Source organism: Streptomyces sp. NBC_00582, from assembly GCF_036345155.1.
Taxonomy (GTDB): domain Bacteria; phylum Actinomycetota; class Actinomycetes; order Streptomycetales; family Streptomycetaceae; genus Streptomyces.
In genome coordinates this window covers 4431213-4448386 of sequence record NZ_CP107772.1, presented here as the reverse complement: position 1 = coordinate 4448386, position 17174 = coordinate 4431213, and the positions used below count along the sequence as shown (strand labels likewise).

At 74.0% G+C, this 17174-nt stretch carries 8 protein-coding genes and 1 pseudogene; 8 read left to right on the top strand and 1 reads right to left on the bottom strand.

What is annotated here, in order from left to right; genetic code table 11:
* Positions 1 to 36 precede the first annotated feature (36 nt).
* Complete coding sequence (locus OG852_RS19510) at positions 37 to 1245, bottom strand: nucleotide sugar dehydrogenase (protein WP_133914903.1); 1209 nt, start codon at positions 1243 to 1245, stop codon at positions 37 to 39.
* Between the two features lie 272 nt (positions 1246 to 1517).
* On the opposite strand from OG852_RS19510, the gene OG852_RS19505 reads away from it, so the two are divergent.
* From OG852_RS19505 to OG852_RS19470, 8 genes and pseudogenes are all read left to right on the top strand, one after another.
* Positions 1518 to 3224 carry a glycerol-3-phosphate dehydrogenase/oxidase gene (locus OG852_RS19505; protein ID WP_133914904.1) on the top strand — a complete coding sequence of 569 codons (1707 nt, stop codon included), beginning with the start codon at positions 1518 to 1520 and terminating at the stop codon, positions 3222 to 3224.
* A gap of 232 nt (positions 3225 to 3456) precedes the next feature.
* Positions 3457 to 5592: a serine/threonine-protein kinase gene (locus OG852_RS19500; protein WP_330351470.1), complete on the top strand. Its 2136-nt coding sequence runs from the start codon at positions 3457 to 3459 to the stop codon at positions 5590 to 5592.
* A gap of 154 nt (positions 5593 to 5746) precedes the next feature.
* On the top strand, positions 5747 to 9001 hold the full coding sequence (locus OG852_RS19495; protein ID WP_330348557.1) for a protein kinase: 3255 nt from the start codon (positions 5747 to 5749) through the stop codon (positions 8999 to 9001).
* Positions 9002 to 9148: 147 nt separating this feature from the next.
* Positions 9149 to 10984 (top strand): serine/threonine-protein kinase, encoded by a 1836-nt coding sequence (locus tag OG852_RS19490; protein WP_330348556.1) that lies wholly within the window; start codon positions 9149 to 9151, stop codon positions 10982 to 10984.
* Positions 10985 to 11044: 60 nt separating this feature from the next.
* The gene (locus OG852_RS19485) at positions 11045 to 12781 is read left to right on the top strand and encodes a serine/threonine-protein kinase (protein ID WP_330348555.1); all 1737 of its coding nucleotides are present in this window, start codon (positions 11045 to 11047) and stop codon (positions 12779 to 12781) included.
* A 51-nt stretch (positions 12782 to 12832) separates the two neighbouring features.
* Positions 12833 to 14455 carry a serine/threonine-protein kinase gene (locus tag OG852_RS19480; protein WP_330348554.1) on the top strand — a complete coding sequence of 541 codons (1623 nt, stop codon included), beginning with the start codon at positions 12833 to 12835 and terminating at the stop codon, positions 14453 to 14455.
* A 106-nt stretch (positions 14456 to 14561) separates the two neighbouring features.
* Positions 14562 to 15365 (top strand): annotated as a pseudogene (locus OG852_RS19475) (serine/threonine-protein kinase); the annotation flags it as partial.
* 153 nt (positions 15366 to 15518) lie between these two features.
* A complete protein-coding gene (locus tag OG852_RS19470; protein ID WP_330348553.1) occupies positions 15519 to 17150 on the top strand; it encodes a succinic semialdehyde dehydrogenase in 1632 nt (543 codons plus the stop codon).
* The last annotated feature ends 24 nt before the right edge of the window (positions 17151 to 17174 follow it).

Sequence of the window (17174 nt, the reverse complement as noted above, 5' to 3'; positions counted from 1 at the left end):
ACTCTTCCAGGCCCGCCGCACCCCACGCGCCCCCCTTCACAACCGATGCGCCGCCCCCGTGGGCGTGGCCCCGCGGGTGTCCAGGAGGAGCTGGGCCTTCACCGAAAGGCCCTGGAGGTCGTAGGTGCGGTGGTGCTGGAGGAGGATCGTGAGGTCGGCGTCGGCGGCGGACTCGTAGAAGGAGTCGGCGCGGGGGACCGGGCGGTCGAGGACGCTCCAGGCGGGGACGTGGGGGTCGTGGTAGCTGACCGCGGCGCCGAGTTCCATCAGGCGGATCGCGATCTCGTGGGCGGGGGTGCCGGTCAGGTCGGCGAGGTCGGGCTTGTAGGTGACGCCGAGGAGGAGGACGCGGGCGCCCCGGGCCGACTTCCCGTGCTCGTTGAGCAGGGCGGCGGCGCGCTGGACGACGTACCGCGGCATACGGCTGTTGACCTGCTGGGCCAGTTCGACCATGCGCAGGGGGCTGCCCGGGAGTCCCGCGCGGTCCAGGGGGACCGAGTGGCCGCCGACTCCGGGGCCGGGGCGGAAGGCCTGGAAGCCGAAGGGCTTGGTCTCCGCGCAGCGGACGACGTCCCACAGATCGACGCCGAGGTCGTGGCAGAGGACGGCCATCTCGTTGACGAGGGCCATGTTGACGTGCCGGAAGTTGGTCTCCAGGAGGTGGACGGTCTCGGCCTCCCGTACGCCACGCGCGCGTACCACCTTGTCGGTGAGACGGCCGTAGAAGGCCGCGGCGGACTCGGTGCAGGCGGGGGTCAGACCGCCGATCACCTTCGGGGTGTTCGCGGGGGTGAAGGCACGGCTGCCGGGGTCGACCCGGCTGGGGGAGTACGCGAGGTGGAAGTCGCGGCCCGCGCGCAGGCCGGACGTCTCTTCGAGGAGCGGGCGCAGGAAGTCCTCCGTCGTCCCTGGGTGGACCGGTGATTCCAGGATGACGGTGGTGTGCGGGCGCAACTGGCCGCCGAGGGTGCGGGCGGCGGCCTCGACCTGGTCGAGATCGAGGCCGCCGCTCGCGTCGCGCGGGGTGGGCGCGCAGATGACGGCCGTACGCACCCGGCTCAGTCCGGCCGGGTCGGTGGCGGTCCGGAAGCCCCCCGAGAGCATCCGGCGCAGTTCGGCGGCGCTGAGGGGGCCCGTCTCGGGTCCCGTCCGATAGCCGAGGGTGGGCAGGCCGGCCGCCACCGCGGCCTGGGCCAGGGGCAGGCCGAGCGGGCCGAGTCCGATGACGGCGAGATCTGCGGGCATGGCGTGGGCCGTCCTTCCCAGTAACCGAAGCGGGACAGGTGCGCAAGCCCTGTGGACAGGATGGACGAGCGCAATGTCAGACTAGGAGTAAATATGACCGTTATGCGGGATTGATCGACTGTGTTCCGTGAGAGTTGTCCACAGGCTGGGGGTGAGTGGTGGCTGAAGTCGGGCAAGGCGGTCAGAATTTTGGGCAGGGGGACACGCAGGGGGACACCGAGCGGGCCTCGCCCTGAAGGTGCGGCCGGCGCGACGGACAGCGGGAGGCAGCGGTGAGGACAGCGACACTGGGGCCGGCGCGGCGAGCCGAGTCACTGGCGGGCATGGCCGAGCGAGAGCTGGACGTGCTGGTCGTGGGAGGCGGCGTGGTCGGCGCGGGTACCGCCCTCGACGCCGTGACCCGCGGTCTGTCCACGGGTCTGGTCGAGGCCCGTGACTGGGCCTCGGGCACATCGAGCAGGTCCAGCAAACTGATCCACGGCGGCCTGCGCTATCTGGAGATGCTCGACTTCGCCCTCGTCCGCGAGGCCCTGAAGGAACGCGGCCTGCTGCTGGAGCGGCTCGCACCGCACCTGGTGAAGCCCGTCCCCTTCCTCTATCCGCTCCAGCACAAGGGCTGGGAGCGGTGGTACGCCGGCTCGGGCGTCGCGCTGTACGACGCGATGTCCATGGCCCGCGGCCACGGCCGGGGCCTGCCCCTGCACCGCCATCTGACCCGCCGTCACGCCCTGCGCGTCGCCCCCGCCCTGCGTAAGGAGGCGCTGGTCGGCGCGTTGCAGTACTACGACGCCCAGATGGACGACGCCCGCTTCGTCGCCACCCTCGTGCGCACGGCGGTGTCCTACGGCGCCAAGGCCGCCAACCGGGCGCGCGTGACGTCCTTCCTGCGCGAGGGCGAACGGGTCGTCGGAGCCCGGGTGCAGGACGTCGAGGGCGGCGGCGAGTACGAGGTCCGCGCCCGGCAGATCGTCAACGCCACCGGAGTGTGGACCGACGACACCCAGGGGATGGTGGGCGAGCGCGGCCAGTTCCACGTCCGCGCCTCCAAGGGCATCCACCTCGTCGTGCCCCGCGACCGCATCAGCTCCTCCACCGGTCTGATCCTGCGCACCGAGAAGTCCGTGCTGTTCGTCATCCCCTGGGGCCGGCACTGGATCGTCGGCACCACCGACACCGACTGGGACCTCGACAAGGCCCACCCGGCCGCCTCCAGCGCGGACATCGACTATCTGCTGGAGCATGTGAACTCCGTCCTCAGGGTGCCGCTCACCCGCGACGACGTCGAGGGCGTCTACGCGGGCCTCAGGCCCCTGCTGGCCGGTGAGTCGGACGCCACCAGCAAGCTGTCGCGCGAACACACCGTCGCCCACCCCGCGCCCGGCCTGGTGGTCGTGGCCGGCGGCAAGTACACGACGTACCGGGTGATGGCCAAGGACGCCGTCGACGAGGCCGTGCACGGGCTGGACATGCGGGTCGCCGAGTGCGTCACCGAGGACGTGCCGCTGCTCGGCGCCGAGGGCTACCGGGCGCTGTGGAACGCGCGAGCGCGCATCGCCGCGCGCAGCGGGCTGCACGTGGTGCGGGTGGAGCATCTGCTCAACCGCTACGGGGCGATGACCGAGGAAGTCCTCGACCTCGTCGCCTCCGACCCCTCGCTCGGCGAGCCGCTCCAGGCCGCCGACGACTATCTGCGCGCCGAGATCGTGTACGCCGCCTCGCACGAGGGGGCACGCCATCTGGACGACGTCCTGACCCGGCGCACCCGCATCTCCATCGAGACGTTCGACCGCGGCACGCGCAGCGCCCGCGAGGCGGCCGAGTTGATGGCGCCCGTGCTCGGCTGGGACAAGGACCAGATCGAGCGCGAGGTCGAGCACTACGAGAAGCGGGTGGAGGCGGAGCGGGAGTCCCAGCTCCAGCCCGACGACCTGACGGCGGACGCGGCCCGCCTCGGCGCACCGGACATCGTGCCGCTCTGACCGCGCCGAACTCCGGTGGAAAGGGGGCCTGTTCCCGTCGGGAACAGGCCTTCGGCCGGGGTGCCGCACGGTCCCCGGCCGGGGTGTCAGCAGGGCGTTGGCCGGAGTGCGCCGCGCCCCCTGGCCGGAATGCTTCCCTCCTTACGACGGCGGAGGGGCACCCTGGGCGTCGGGCACTTGTCGGGTGAGGGACAATGGAGGCTCTGTCAGGGCGGGTTGCATGAGGGGACGCATGTCGGAGGCGGAGCGGGCGGGGGCATCCCGTCAGGACAAGAGCGCACGTCTCCTCGCCGGGCGGTACCGGCTGGGAGGCGTACTCGGCCGCGGCGGCATGGGGACGGTGTGGCGCGCCGAGGACGAGACCCTCGGCCGTACGGTCGCCGTCAAGGAGCTGCGGTTCCCGGGGAACATCGACGAGGACGAGAAGCGCCGGCTGATCACCCGGACTTTGCGCGAGGCCAAGGCCATCGCCAGGATCCGCAACAACAGCGCGGTGACGGTCTTCGACGTGGTCGAGGAGGACGACCGGCCGTGGATCGTGATGGAACTCGTCGAGGGCAAGTCGCTCGCCGAGGTCATCCGTGAGGACGGCGTACTGGAGCCGAAGCGGGCCGCGGAGGTCGGGCTCGCCATCCTCGACGTGCTGCGCTCGGCGCACCGCGAGGGCATCCTCCACCGGGACGTGAAGCCGTCCAACGTGCTGATCGCCGAGGACGGCCGGGTCGTGCTCACCGACTTCGGCATCGCCCAGGTCGAGGGCGACCCGTCCATCACCTCCACCGGCATGCTCGTCGGCGCCCCCTCCTACATCTCCCCGGAGCGCGCCCGCGGCCACAAGCCCGGCCCGGCCGCCGACCTGTGGTCGCTCGGCGGTCTGCTCTACGCCTCGGTCGAGGGATCGCCGCCGTACGACAAGGGTTCCGCGATCGCGACGCTCACCGCGGTGATGACCGAGCCGCTGGAGGAGCCGAAGAACGCCGGTCGGCTGAAGGACGTCATCTACGGGCTGCTCACCAAGGATCCCCAGCGGCGGCTCGACGACGCCGGCGCGCGGGCGATGCTCAACGACGTGATCCACGCGCCCGAACCCAGGGAGGCCGAGCCGTCCGACGCCACCCGGCTGGTGCCGATCCCGGTCCAGCCGGACGGCCCCGCGGGCAGGGGGAGTTCGGCCGGGGAGGCGGGCGAGAAGCTGCGCGGCGCGCTGCGTTCCGTCCGTAAGAAGGCCGCCGTCGCCGCAGGAGCGGCCGGCACCGCCGCCGCGTCCCGCGTCAAGTCCGGTGGCACCGCGGCGGCTTCGGGGACCCGTGCGGCCTCCGCTTCCACCGCGTCCGCCACCACGGCGTCGCCCTCCGTGGGCACGGCGGAGGCCCGGCGCACCGGCGCCGCGACCACGTCGGCGCCCACCACCAGGACGACGGCGGCCGCCGCCGGCTCCGCGCCCACGGCGGTGACGCCCACCGTCGGCTCCGGTTCCGGGGGAGGCGCCGGCCGGAGCGGGCAGGCCCCGACCGGCGGTACGACCGGCGCGAAGGGGACGAACGGCTCGGCGGGCGGCCGGAGTTCCGGCTGGCCCGTGATGACTCCGCCGGACCTGCCGCCGCGGTCCGTGCCGAGGGCGCCGCTGACCGACGTGGTGCCGAAGCGCACGCTGGTGATCATCGCCGTGGTGGTGGTGCTCGCGGTGCTGGGCACCGTGCTGGCCCTCACGCTCGGCGGCGGGGACGACGACAGCGCGAGCGGCAGCGGCGGCGGCAGGGCCGTGGCGAGCGGCGGCGCGAGCGCGAGCGCCGAGACCAAGGAGGACGAGGGCGGCGGGACCCGTACGGACGGGTCGACCTCCCCGTCCACCGGCTCGGCCGACTCCGCCGCGTCACCCGGCAACACCACGACGGACGGCGGCACCGGCTCCGACGTCTCCTCCACCGGGAGCGGCAAGGCCGCGACGACGTACAAGGGCGGCCAGGGGTACACGATCGGGCTGCCCACCGGGTGGAAGTTCCAGACGTCGAGCTCCGCGGGCGACCGGTTCACCGGCCCCGACGGACAGCGGCTGCTGGTCGCGTGGACCACCACGCCCAAGGACGACCCGGTCGCCGACTGGAAGAACCAGGAGCGCTACATGACGCGCTCGCAGTACGACAAGGTCCGCATAGCGGCGGTGAACTACCGCGGCTGGAACACGGCCGACTGGGAGTTCACCTATGCGGAGAGCGGCACCAAGTACCGGGTGATCGACCGCGGGTTCGTCGTGAGCGACAGCCAGGGGTACGCGCTGATGTACACGGCGAAGGCCGCCGACTGGTCCACCGCGCTGCGCAAGAGCACCTGGCAGACGCTGACGGACACCTTCACGCCCAAGAAGTAGCGTCCGGGATCCTGTATCCCCTCTCGGAGAGTTGCCTCCGGCACGTATCGTGAAGGGCTGCGGACCGTGCGCATCCAGCTCCGTGGCCGGATACGGCTGCAACGGGTCGTGAAACGAACGGAATCGACCGACCGGAGCGGCCGGGGGAGGCAACGTGGACGACTATGCGGGACGGGTACTCGCCGACCGCTACCGCCTGCCGCTGCCGCCCTCCGACGAGTACGAACTCACCGAGACCCGGGCCTTCGACACCTACAGCGGACAGGAAGTCCTGGTCCGTCAGGTGCCGTTGCCCGAGGTCGTCGAGGCGGAGGTGCTCGACGCCGAAGGGCTTCCCGAGGGGTTCACGGCGCGTGAGCGCCGGGGCGGCTCGGGGCGGATCCCCGGCGCACGCGGGGGCGGGAGCACCCGGCGGCCCGCCGATCCCGTCGTACGGCGGGCGGTGGAGGCCGCGCAGGCCGCCGCGAGCATTCCCGACCACCCCCGGCTCGACCAGGTCTTCGACGTGTTCGCCGACGGCGGTTCGCTGTGGATAGTGAGTGAGCTGGTGGCCGCGCGGCCGCTCGCCGCGCTCCTCGCCGAGCAGCCGCTGACGCCGTACCGGGCGGCCGAGGTCGCCTCCGACGTCCTCACCGCCCTGCGGGTGCTGCACGCGCACGGCTGGGTGCACCGCAACATCACCGCGCGCACCGTCCTCGTCTGCGACGACGGACGGGTCATGCTGACCGGCCTCGCGGTCGGGGCGGCGGAAGAGGCGCTGTGCGGATACGACCCGGTGCCGGCGGAGGAACCGGGGACCGGGGCGGCGATCCAGCTCTCGGCCACGCCTTCGCCCCCAGCGGTTCCCGGCCCTGCGGGAGGCGCCGGAGGGGCGGGACTCGGCGGGGTGGGCCGCGGTGCGGTTCCTGGCGGATCCGGTGCCGGTGGCTCCGCCGGAGGGGCGGGCGGACGGGCGGTCAGTGGTGCCGGCGGTGCCGGCGGTGCCTCCGGTGCTTTTGGCGCGGGGGCGGTGGGTGGTGCCGTCGGGGAGGATCCCGAGGCCGCTCGGCGTGCCGCGATCGAGGCGCGGGCCGCCGGTGGGCTGCCGGGACCGGCGGGTGAACCGGTGACCGGTGCCGGGCCGTCGGGCGAGGTCGCCCGTCGGGCACCCCTGGAGACCGGCGGGGACATCCGTGCCGCGCGCGCCGGGGCGATCGCCGCGTACCGGGCGGGTGCCCGTGCGGCGGCCCGCGTCCAGGAGGCCCAGAACGGCCGCGCGGCCCTGCCGGGAGCCCGCACCCCCACCGAGAACGACCACGGCCCGGTGACGGCCTCCCCCTACGGCGCCCCGGGCACGAGCGGCACGCATCCCGCCGGTCCCGGCACCCCAAGCGCCCCGGACGACCTCGGCGGCCCGGGCGGCCCGGGCGCCCCGGCTGGCTTTGACGGCTTTGGTGGCCCGGGTGGCCCGGGTGGCTTCGGCGGTGCTGGTGACCCGGGCGGTCCGGGTGGTTCGGGTGGCTTTGGCGGTCCCGGCGGCCCGGGCGCCGCGGCTGGCCCGGCTGGCCTTGGCGGTCCTGGTGGCTCGGGTAGTGCTGGCGGGGCAGGTGGCCCCGGCGGTGCCGTGGGTACGCCCGGCGATGGTTCCGGCGCTTCCGGCGCTTCCGGAGCCCCCGGTCTTCCCGGCGCCCTCGGCGGTAGCCCTGGCGCTTCTTCCGGCCCGCCCGGCCGGATCGCCGACCCCTACGGCGTAGGCGGCACCCCCGCAGGCCCCTCCGCCCCCTACGGCGCCCGAGGTCCGGCAGGCGCCTCCGGCCCGTCCGGCGTAGGCGGCACCCCCGCGGGCCCCTCCGCCCCCTACGGCGCCCGAGGCCCGGCAGGCGCCTCCGGCCCGTCCGGCGTAGGCGGCACCCCCGTGGGCCCCTCCGACCCCTACGGTGCCCGAGGTCCGGCAGGTGCCTCCGGCCCGTCCGGCGTAGGCGGCACCGCCGCGGGCCCCTCCGACCGCTACGGCGTAGGCGGCACCCCCGCGGGCCCCTCCGACCCACACGGCGCCCGAGGTCCGGCAGGCGCCTCCGCGTCGAGCGCCGTAGCCGGCCCCACCCCCGCAGGTCACCGAGTCGGTGGGGTGCGGTGGGATGAGGTCGTGGCTGCCGGTGGGGGAGTTCGGCGAGGGCCGGGGACCGCGCTTGCCGCCGAGCGGGCCCGGCAGGCGCGGATGGCGGTCGTCGGGCCCGTCACCGAACGCTGGGCGCCCGAGCAGGCGGGCCCGGTGCACGAGAACTGGCAGCTCGCCGCGCCGATCGGTCCCGCGACCGACCTGTGGGCGCTGGGCGCGCTGCTCTTCAGGGCCGTACAGGGACACGCGCCCTACCCGGAGGAGTCCACGGCGGAGCTCGTGCAACTGGTGTGCGCCGAACCGCCCGCCTTCGCCGAGGAGTGCGGCCCGCTCAGGCCGGTCGTGGAGTCGCTGCTGCGTCAGGACCCCACCGATCGCCTCGACTTCGAGGAACTGCGCGGCTGGCTGCGCTCCCTGGTGCGGTCCGCGCCCGAGCCCGAGGCGGGCACGTACGTCGTCGCCGCGCCGCCCACCGATCCGCGCCGGCTGCCGATCGTGCGCCGCAAGGGCGAGTTGGTGCGCAGACGGCGCGCCGGCCTGCCCGCGACACACGGCCGCCACAAGCGGGCCCGGCAGGACACGGGCCGTTCCCCGCGCAGCCTGGGCCGCACCCTGCTGGTGCTGATCCTGCTGTTGCTGGCCGGCGCCGTCGCCTACGCCGTCCTGTTCATGCCCAAGGCCGACGAGGACGGCGCGGCCGGGACCGCCGGCACCCAGAACACCGGGGCCACCGCCTCCGCGAGCGCCCCCTCCGGGCAGGCCCCCGAGGCGAGCAGCGAACCCCGGCCCGACCAGACCTCGCCGGGCAGCGGTACGAGCGCGGAGGCCACCGAGCCCCAGACCGGTTCCGGCGCGGACGTCGCCGACGGCTTCACGCTCCGCAAGGACGCCGCCGGCTTCCAGGTCGCCGTGGCCGAGGGCTGGGCCCGCACCGGCAAGAACGGGCGCGGCCAGGTCGTCTACTCCCACGGCGACTTCGAGCTGATCGTCGTACCCGGGCGGGACAGCGCGTCCGCCAACGGCGGCGACCCGATGGTCTACCAGCGGGAGAAGGAGAGCGAGCTCCAGCCGTACCGCGACTCCAGTTGGGCGACCGCCTCCGGGCTGCGCACGACCACCGTGGGCACACGCACCATGGCCGAGGGCCAGTTCACCTGGTCCGACGGCGGGCGCGAGCTGTACGTCCGCAACCTCGCGATCCTCATCGACGGCCGCTACCACGTCGTACAGGTGCGTGGGCCCGAGGCCGAACGCGACGAGGTCACCCGGCTGTACGAACAGGCCTCTGCTACTTACCGGTACACCGGCTGAGCGACCGCTCGGTAGCGTCGGTTCCCGAACGGCCCGAGAAGCGACAACCGTCACAGTGCTGTCTCCTTGGCACCCCGCTGGTTCCCCGGACGCATCCCGGTCTTTACGCTGACCCTGTCAAGACCATTGCGGGGCAACGTGAATCAGATGCAGGGCCTGCTCCTCGCGGGCCGCTACCGGCTCGCCGACACCATCGGCAGCGGTGGCATGGGCCGGGTGTGGCGCGCGCACGACGAGCTGCTGCACCGGGCGGTCGCCATCAAGGAGCTGACCGCCGCCCTCTACGTCAGTGAGAGCGATCAGGGTGTCCTGCTCGCGCGCACCCGGGCGGAGGCGCGCGCGGCGGCGCGGATCAACCACTCCGCCGTCGTCACGGTGCACGACGTGCTCGAACACGACGGCCGGCCGTGGATCGTGATGGAGCTGGTCGAGGGCCGTTCGCTGGCCGACGCCGTCAAGGAGGACGGCCGCGTCGAGCCCGCCGAGGCCGCCCGGATCGGTCTGTGGGTGCTGCGCGCCCTGCGCGCCGCGCACTCCGCGGGCGTCCTGCACCGTGACGTCAAGCCCGGCAACGTGCTCATCTCGCACGACGGCCGGGTCCTGCTCACCGACTTCGGCATCGCCCAGATCGAGGGCGACACGACGATCACCCGCACCGGGGAGGTCGTCGGTTCCGTCGACTATCTCGCCCCCGAGCGGATCCGCGGCCAGGACCCGGGGCCGTCCTCCGACCTGTGGGCGCTGGGCGCCACCCTCTACACGGCGGTGGAGGGGCGCTCGCCGTTCCGCCGCACCTCGGCGCTGAGCACCCTGCAGGCCGTCGTCGAGGACGAGGCCGCCGAGCCGGCGTACGCCGGTCCGCTCGGGCCGGTCATCGCCGCCCTCCTCCGCAAGGACCCGGCCGGCCGCCCCTCCACCGCCGAGGCCGAGCAACTCCTCGCCGAGGCCGCCGAAGGGCGCCGCCCGCACGGGGCGCAGGCCTTCGTGCCCACGCAGTACGGCGGTCCGGGCGGCTACACCCACCCCGGGCCGTACCAGGGGCAGGGCCCGTACGGGAGACCGGACACGGGGACGAACAACGGTACGGGGACGAACGGTACGGGGCCGGCGTACGCCTCGGGGGGACACGCCGGAGCGCCCGGAGGACCCGCCGCGGTCCCCGGGGCGCCGGAGCCGTCGACACCCGTCCCCGGCACCGTCGGCCCGACCGGCCCCACCGCCGTCGGCGTCCCGCACCCCGGCACCGGTCACTCCGGTCCCGTCCCCTCCGGCCCTGTTCACCTCGGCCCCGTCGCCGCCGCCCCGCCCGCGCGGTCGCGACGCCGTCGGCTGCGCTCGCTCGCGCTGGTCGTCGCCGTCGCCGCGCTGGTCGGCGGCGGTACGGCCGTGGCGTTGCAGCAGTGGGACCTGGGCCGGAGCACGGGCGGCGCGTCCGCCGCCTCCGGCTCCGGCTCCGTCTCGCCGAGCCCCTCGGCCACCGGCGGCACCGGCGGACAGGGCGGTGTGCCCGACTCCTGGGTCCCCGTCACCGACGAGCTGGGCTTCGGGCTCTCGCTGCCCGACAAGACCTGGACGCGCACGGTCTACCAGGACGACGGCGACCTCCAGCAGATCGACTACTCCCCGGACGGCGGCGAGCACTTCCTGCGTATCGCCCTCGACAAGTCGCCCGACTACGACGATCCGTACGCCCACCAGAAGGACCTCGAACAGCAGCTCGAACGGCTCGTGGACTACCACACGGTCAAACTGGCGGAGAACGTCTACCGCGACCGCAAGGGCTCCGAGTGGGAGTACACCTGGACCGCGCAGGCGAAGGACACCGAGTTCCCCGGGCCGCGCCGGGCGATCGAGGAGACGTACATCTCCCGTGACGGCACGGAGTACGCGATCTACATGTCCTCCCCGGCGGACGACTGGGCCACCACGGCAAAGCAGTTCAAAGCCGTACTGCAGAGCTGGCGGGAACCCACCGCCTCCTGACGGGGGGTTGGCCGGTCGGCCACCCGGAGCCGGGACATCCGGTGGGGCATGATGGGGCCCATGGGGACCGAGGGGGACGCCGTCCGCGTCATCGCGGGCCGCTACCGGCTCGAGGCGAGGCTCGGGCGGGGCGGCATGGGTGTCGTGTGGCGTGCCACGGACGAGCTGTTGGGACGGCGTGTCGCGGTCAAGGAGCTGATCCAGGACGACACGCTGTCCGCCGAGGAGGCGCGCGGCCGCCGCGACCGGACACTGCGCGAGGCCCGCGCGGTCGCCCAGTTGAGCCACCCGCACATCATCGTCGTGCACGACGTCGTCGAGGACGACGAGCGGCCGTACATCGTCATGGAGCTGATCAAGGGCGGCTCGCTCGCCGACCGGATCGCCGCACACGGCCCGCTCGCCCCCGACGAGGCGGCCCGCATCGGCATCGCCCTGCTCGGCGCCGTACGCGCCGCGCACACGGCCGGGGTCCTGCACCGGGACATCAAACCGGCGAACGTCCTGCTGGAGAACGACAGCGACCGGGTCGTCCTCACCGACTTCGGCATCGCGCAGGTCGCCGGAGCCACCACGCTCACCGAGACCGGCTCCTTCGTCGGCTCGCCCGAGTACACCGCGCCCGAGCGGATGTCCGGCGCGCGCACCGGCCCCGAGTCCGACCTGTGGTCGCTGGGCGCGCTGCTGTGCACCGCGCTGAGCGGCGAATCGCCCTTCCGGCGCGACTCGCTGGGCGGCATCCTGCACGCCGTCGTCTTCGCGGAGATCCGCACGCCCGCCGAAGCCGCGCCGCTCCTGCCCGTCGTTCGGGGGTTGTTGGAGCGTGATCCGGAACGGCGGCTCGCACCGGCGGAAGCGGAGCGGCTGCTGCGCGCCTACCTCGACACCGGGCGTACGCCGGAGCCCGTCGGGTCGGGGTACACGCCGACCCAGGAGAACCTGCCGACCCGCTCCCGGCCGACCGGGATGTTCCGGTGGCCCCCGGGCTGGCAGGACCCGCCACGAGAGCCGGAGGAGTCCCAGCAGGGGGCGTCGCAGTCCCGGCTCGGCTCGGAGCCGCTGCCCGCCCGGGAGCGTTCCTCGCGCGGTGTGCTGATCGCCGCGCTGCTGGTCGCCGCGATGGCCGGCGCGGGCGTGTCGGCGGCTGCGCTGCTGGTGAACCGCGACGGCGACGGCGGCGGTTCCTCTCCTACGAGTTCGGCGTCCCGCGAGTCGACGGGCCCCGGGGCGGGACCGACGGGTGGCGGCTCGGCGAGCCCCCGCCCGACGGCCGACGCCCCCGGCTCGGCCGCCCCTTCCACCCCGTCGGCCGCGCCCTCCGGCGTGCTGAGTCCCGCCTCCGACGACCGCCCCAGTGCCCCCTCCGGCTACCGCGTCGCCGACGACCCCGCCGGGTTCGCCCTCGCCGTCCCGGAGGACTTCACGCGCGTACCGCAGGGCGAGCGGGTCTTCTACATGTCGCCGGGGGAGACCTTCCGCCTCGGCATCAAGGTCTCCGCCCCCGGGACCGGCGGCCCGCTGGGCGTGATGCGGCGCGCGGCCGCCAAGGGCCCGGACACCAACCCCGGTTACCACGACGGCAAGGTCGTCGCGACCACGCACGACGGTGACCCCGCCGCCCTCTGGGAGTTCACCTGGGACGGCTTCAGCGCGGCGGAGGGCCCCCGGCACACCTACGACCTGTGCTGGGAGGAGGGCGGGCGGCTGTACGACGTGTGGGTGTCGGCGCCGGTCGGGAAGGTGCGGGAGGCACGGGAGTACTTCGACGTCGCCGTCGACACGTTCGTGACACGGTAGTTGCCCTTCTCCGGTGGTAACCGGCCCGCCTGGCGCGATATGGATGGACCCATGAGTCATCACGGGGGCGTCGGCCACGAGTCCGACGAGACGACGAGTTTTGTTCTGCAACCGCCGAACCCACAGGCCGCCGCCGCCCCTTCGCAGCTTCCCCCGCAGCAGGGCGAGCCCGGCGTCGGGCGCCTGATAGCCGGCCGCTACCGGCTGCTGTCCAAGCTCGGGCACGGCGGCATGGGCACGGTGTGGCACGCCAAGGACGAGGTCGTCGACCGCGAGGTCGCCGTCAAGGAGCCGCGCGTACCGGACCACCTTCCCGAACGGGAACGGGCCAACGCGTTCGAGCGGATGCGCCGCGAGGCGCGGGCGGCGGCCCGGCTCGACCACCCCGCCGTGGTCACCGTGCACGATGTCGCCGTCGTCGACGGACAGCCCTGGATCGTGATGGAGCTGGTCCACGGCCGCTCGCTCGGCAGCGCCCTCCAGGAGGGCACGCTCGCCGCCCGCGAGGCCGCCCGGATCGGCCTTCAGGTGCTGGACGCGCTGGAGGCGGCGCACGCGGCGGGCGTCCTGCACCGGGACGTGAAGCCCGACAACATCCTCCTCGGCCGCCACGACCGGATCGTCCTCACCGACTTCGGCATCGCGCAGATCGAGGGCGAGACCAGCCTGACCGACACCGGCGGGTTCGTGGGCTCGCCCGAGTACATCGCACCGGAACGGGTGCTCGGCCAGCGTCCCGGGCCGGCCTCCGACCTGTGGTCGCTCGGCGTGGTGCTGTACGCGGCGACCGAGGGCGTGTCGCCGTTCCGCCGCAGCAACACGCCGGCCACGCTCCAGTCCGTCCTCAACGCCGCGCCCGCCCCGCCCGCCGCCGCCACGGGCCCGCTCGCCGAGGCCGTGAACGGACTGCTCGACAAGGACCCGGCCCGCCGCCCCGGCGCCGCGCGGGTCAGGGCACTGCTGGAGGCGGCCGCGCAGCCGCCGGCGCCGCCGCAGCCCTCGCCGATCACGGCGGCCGTGTCGGAGGCCGACGCGCCCGCACGCCGGCGCCGCAGCGGCCGTACCGTCTGGATCGGGCTGGGAGCCGCCGTCGTCGCGGCGGCCGTGACGGCGTACGTGCTGATCGCCGACCCGTTCGCCGGACCGCTGCCGGAGAGCTGGAAGAAGCACCACGAGAAGGACGTCACCGCGACGCTCGCCGTGCCCGGCACCTATGTGCGCAGCGAGCCCGACAAGGACAGCAGGGACGACGAGCACTGGGTCGCCTACACCGACCCCAGCGGCGCGATCTCGGTCGTCCTGGAGGTGGCACGCAAGGCGGAGGACACCGGCAAGGAGATCCAGGCCTCGGCGGCGGCCGAGATGTACGCCGACGACGGGGACTTCAAGGAGTCCGGCAGCTACGAGCTCGACATGCCGAAGAAGCCGCGCACCCGGACCGACGACAACGTGAAGTACCGGGGCAGCCGGCCCGCCGCAGAGAACACCGTGGTCTACACCACCGACGACAGTCAGGACCCGCGCCCGCGCGAGGTGAGGATCTTCTACTACCGCTCCTCCGCCGGCGACATGTACAAGCTGCTGATCGGCTACCCCGGCAAGGGCGACTTCACCGCGCGGGGCCAGGAGGTGGCGCGGACGGCGATCGCGAACCTGGACGTCGACCGACCCTAGGGCCCTTCTGGCGGGTCTCCGCGGGTGAAGGAGCGGCGTTCCGTCAGAAGGGCCCTACTCCCGTGGTGCCCGGCGTGGAGCGCGGTGCTCGTGGTAGTCATGGGGCATGAGTGACGACGGTGCCCCGATAGGCGCCCCCGCAGGCTCCCGCGCAGGCGCCGCCACAGGCGTCAACGACCGCACCGTGGGCGGGCGTTACCGACTGCTCGAACCGATCGGCGCCGGCACCGCGGGCACCGTCTGGCGGGCCCACGACGACCTCCTCGACCGCGAAGTCGCCGTCAAACAGCCCCGGTTGCCCGGCCGCCCCGGGGACGAGGACCGCCGCAGGGCCGCACACCGCCTCCACCACGAGGCCCGCGCCGCCGCCCGCGTCGACCACCCCTCCGCCGTCTCCATCCTCGACGTGGTGGAGGAGGACGGGCAGCCCGAGGCGGCCGGCGACGGACCGCCCTGGATCGTCATGGAGCTGATCCACGGCGAGTCCCTGCACGAGACACTCGCACGCGGCCCCCTCGACCCCACCGAGGCCGCCCGCATCGGTCTCGCCGTCCTCGGCGCCCTGCGCGCGGCGCACGCGATCGGCATCGTCCACCGGGATGTGCGGCCGGCGAACGTCCTGCTCGGCCCGGACGGCCGGGTCGCCCTCACCGACTTCGGCCTGGCCCACACCCCGGACCCGCCCACCGGCGCCGCGGACTTCGTCGCCCCCGAGCGCAGGTCCGGCCGCGACGCCGGCCCCGCCTCCGACCTGTGGTCGCTCGGCGCCCTGCTGCGCGCCGCCGTCGAGGACGCGGGTCCGCTGCACCCCCTCGTGCGGCGCCTCCTGACGCCCGACCCGGACCGCCGCCCCGCCCCGGCGCAGGCCGCCGCGGAACTGGAAGCGGTGCTCACGGCATCCCACGCCCCCCTGGAGACCGGGAGCCACTGACGGCCCGGGGGCGCATCGGCGGCCTGATCAGCGGGTTCGTTGCCAGTGGACACTGGCGTCGTGTGGACGGTCGGTGAATCCCCGTTACCGGCGGGTACCCAAAAGTCGTTTCAGCGGCATACGCTGCGCGTCATGACGGACTCGCAGGCCCCGGAAGCCACCGGTACGACGACCACGGCCGGTACGAACCCCCTCGCCCCCGCCCCCACAGGCGTACGCACCGCCGCCGACGTGGTCACCCCCCAGCTCGTCGCCCAGCTCACCAAGGGCGTCGTCGGCTCCGGCCGTACCGTGAACCACACGCCGTTCACCGGCGAGAAGCTCGCCGACCTGCCCGAGTCCACCCCCGAGGACGTACTCAAGGCCTACGAGGCGGCCCGCGCCGCACAGGCGGTGTGGGCGCGGACACCCGTACGCGAACGCGCGGCCGTGCTCCTGTGCTTCCACGACCTGGTCCTGGCCCGCCAGGCCGAGGTCCTCGACCTGATCCAGCTCGAGACCGGCAAGGCGCGCCTGCACGCCCACGAGGAGGTCCAGGCCGTCGCGGTCGCCGCCCGCCACTACGGCCGCCGGGCCGTGGCCTATCTGCGGCCGAAGCGGCACGCCGGCGCCATGCCGACCCTCACCAAGGTCACCGAACTGCGCCACCCGCGCGGAGTCGTCGGCCAGATCGCCCCCTGGAACTACCCCCTGGAGCTCTCCGTCGGCGACGCGCTCCCCGCGTTCGTCGCGGGCAACGCGGTCGTGATGAAGCCGGACACGGAGACCTGTCTGACGGCCCTGTGGGCCCGCGACCTCCTCATCGAGGCCGGGCTGCCCGCCGACGTCTTCCAGGTCGTCCTCGGCGAGGGCCCGGTCGTCGGCCCCGAGGTCGTCCGGCACGCCGACTACGTCTCCTTCACCGGCTCCACCCGCACCGGCCGCGAGGTCGCCCAGGGCGCCGCCGCCCGACTGGTCGGCGTGTCCCTCGAACTCGGCGGCAAGAACGCCATGCTGGTCCTCGAGGACGCCGACATCGAGAAGGCCGCCGCGGGTGCCGTCCGCGCCTGCTTCTCCTCCGCCGGCCAGCTCTGCATCTCCATCGAGCGGCTCTACGTCCACGAGTCGATCGCGGACGCCTTCCTGGAGCGCTTCGCCACCCGCACCAGGGGCATGCGCCTCGGCAACTCCCTCGCCTACGGCGCCGACATGGGCTCGCTGGTCGGCGAACGCCAGCTCGAGACCGTGACCCGGCACGTGGAGGAGGCCGTCGCCAAGGGCGCCAAGGTGCTCGCCGGCGGCGTGGCCCGCCCGGACATCGGCCCCTACTTCTACGAGCCGACCATCCTCGACGGCGTCACCGAGCCCATGGCCGTGTGCGGCGAGGAGACCTTCGGCCCGGTCGTCTCCATCTACCGCTTCAGCACGGACGAGGAGGCGGTCGAGCTCGCCAACTCCACGCCGTACGGCCTCAACGCGTCGGTCTGGACGAAGGACGGCCGACGCGGCCGCGAGGTCGCCGCCCGGCTGCGCACCGGCACGGTCAACGTCAACGAGGGCTACGCGCCCGCGTACGGCAGCGTCCAGTCCCCGATGGGCGGCATGAAGGACTCCGGCCTCGGCCGCCGCCACGGCTCCGAGGGCATCCTCAAGTACACGGAGGCCCAGACGGTCGCCCAGCAGCGGCTCCTGCCGATGGCCCCCTCACTGGGCATGGACGACGAGAAGTACGCGGCCTTCATGAGCACGAGCCTGAGGGTGATGAAGGCACTGAGGCTCAGGTAGCCGACCAGGGGCGCGGGGCTGTAT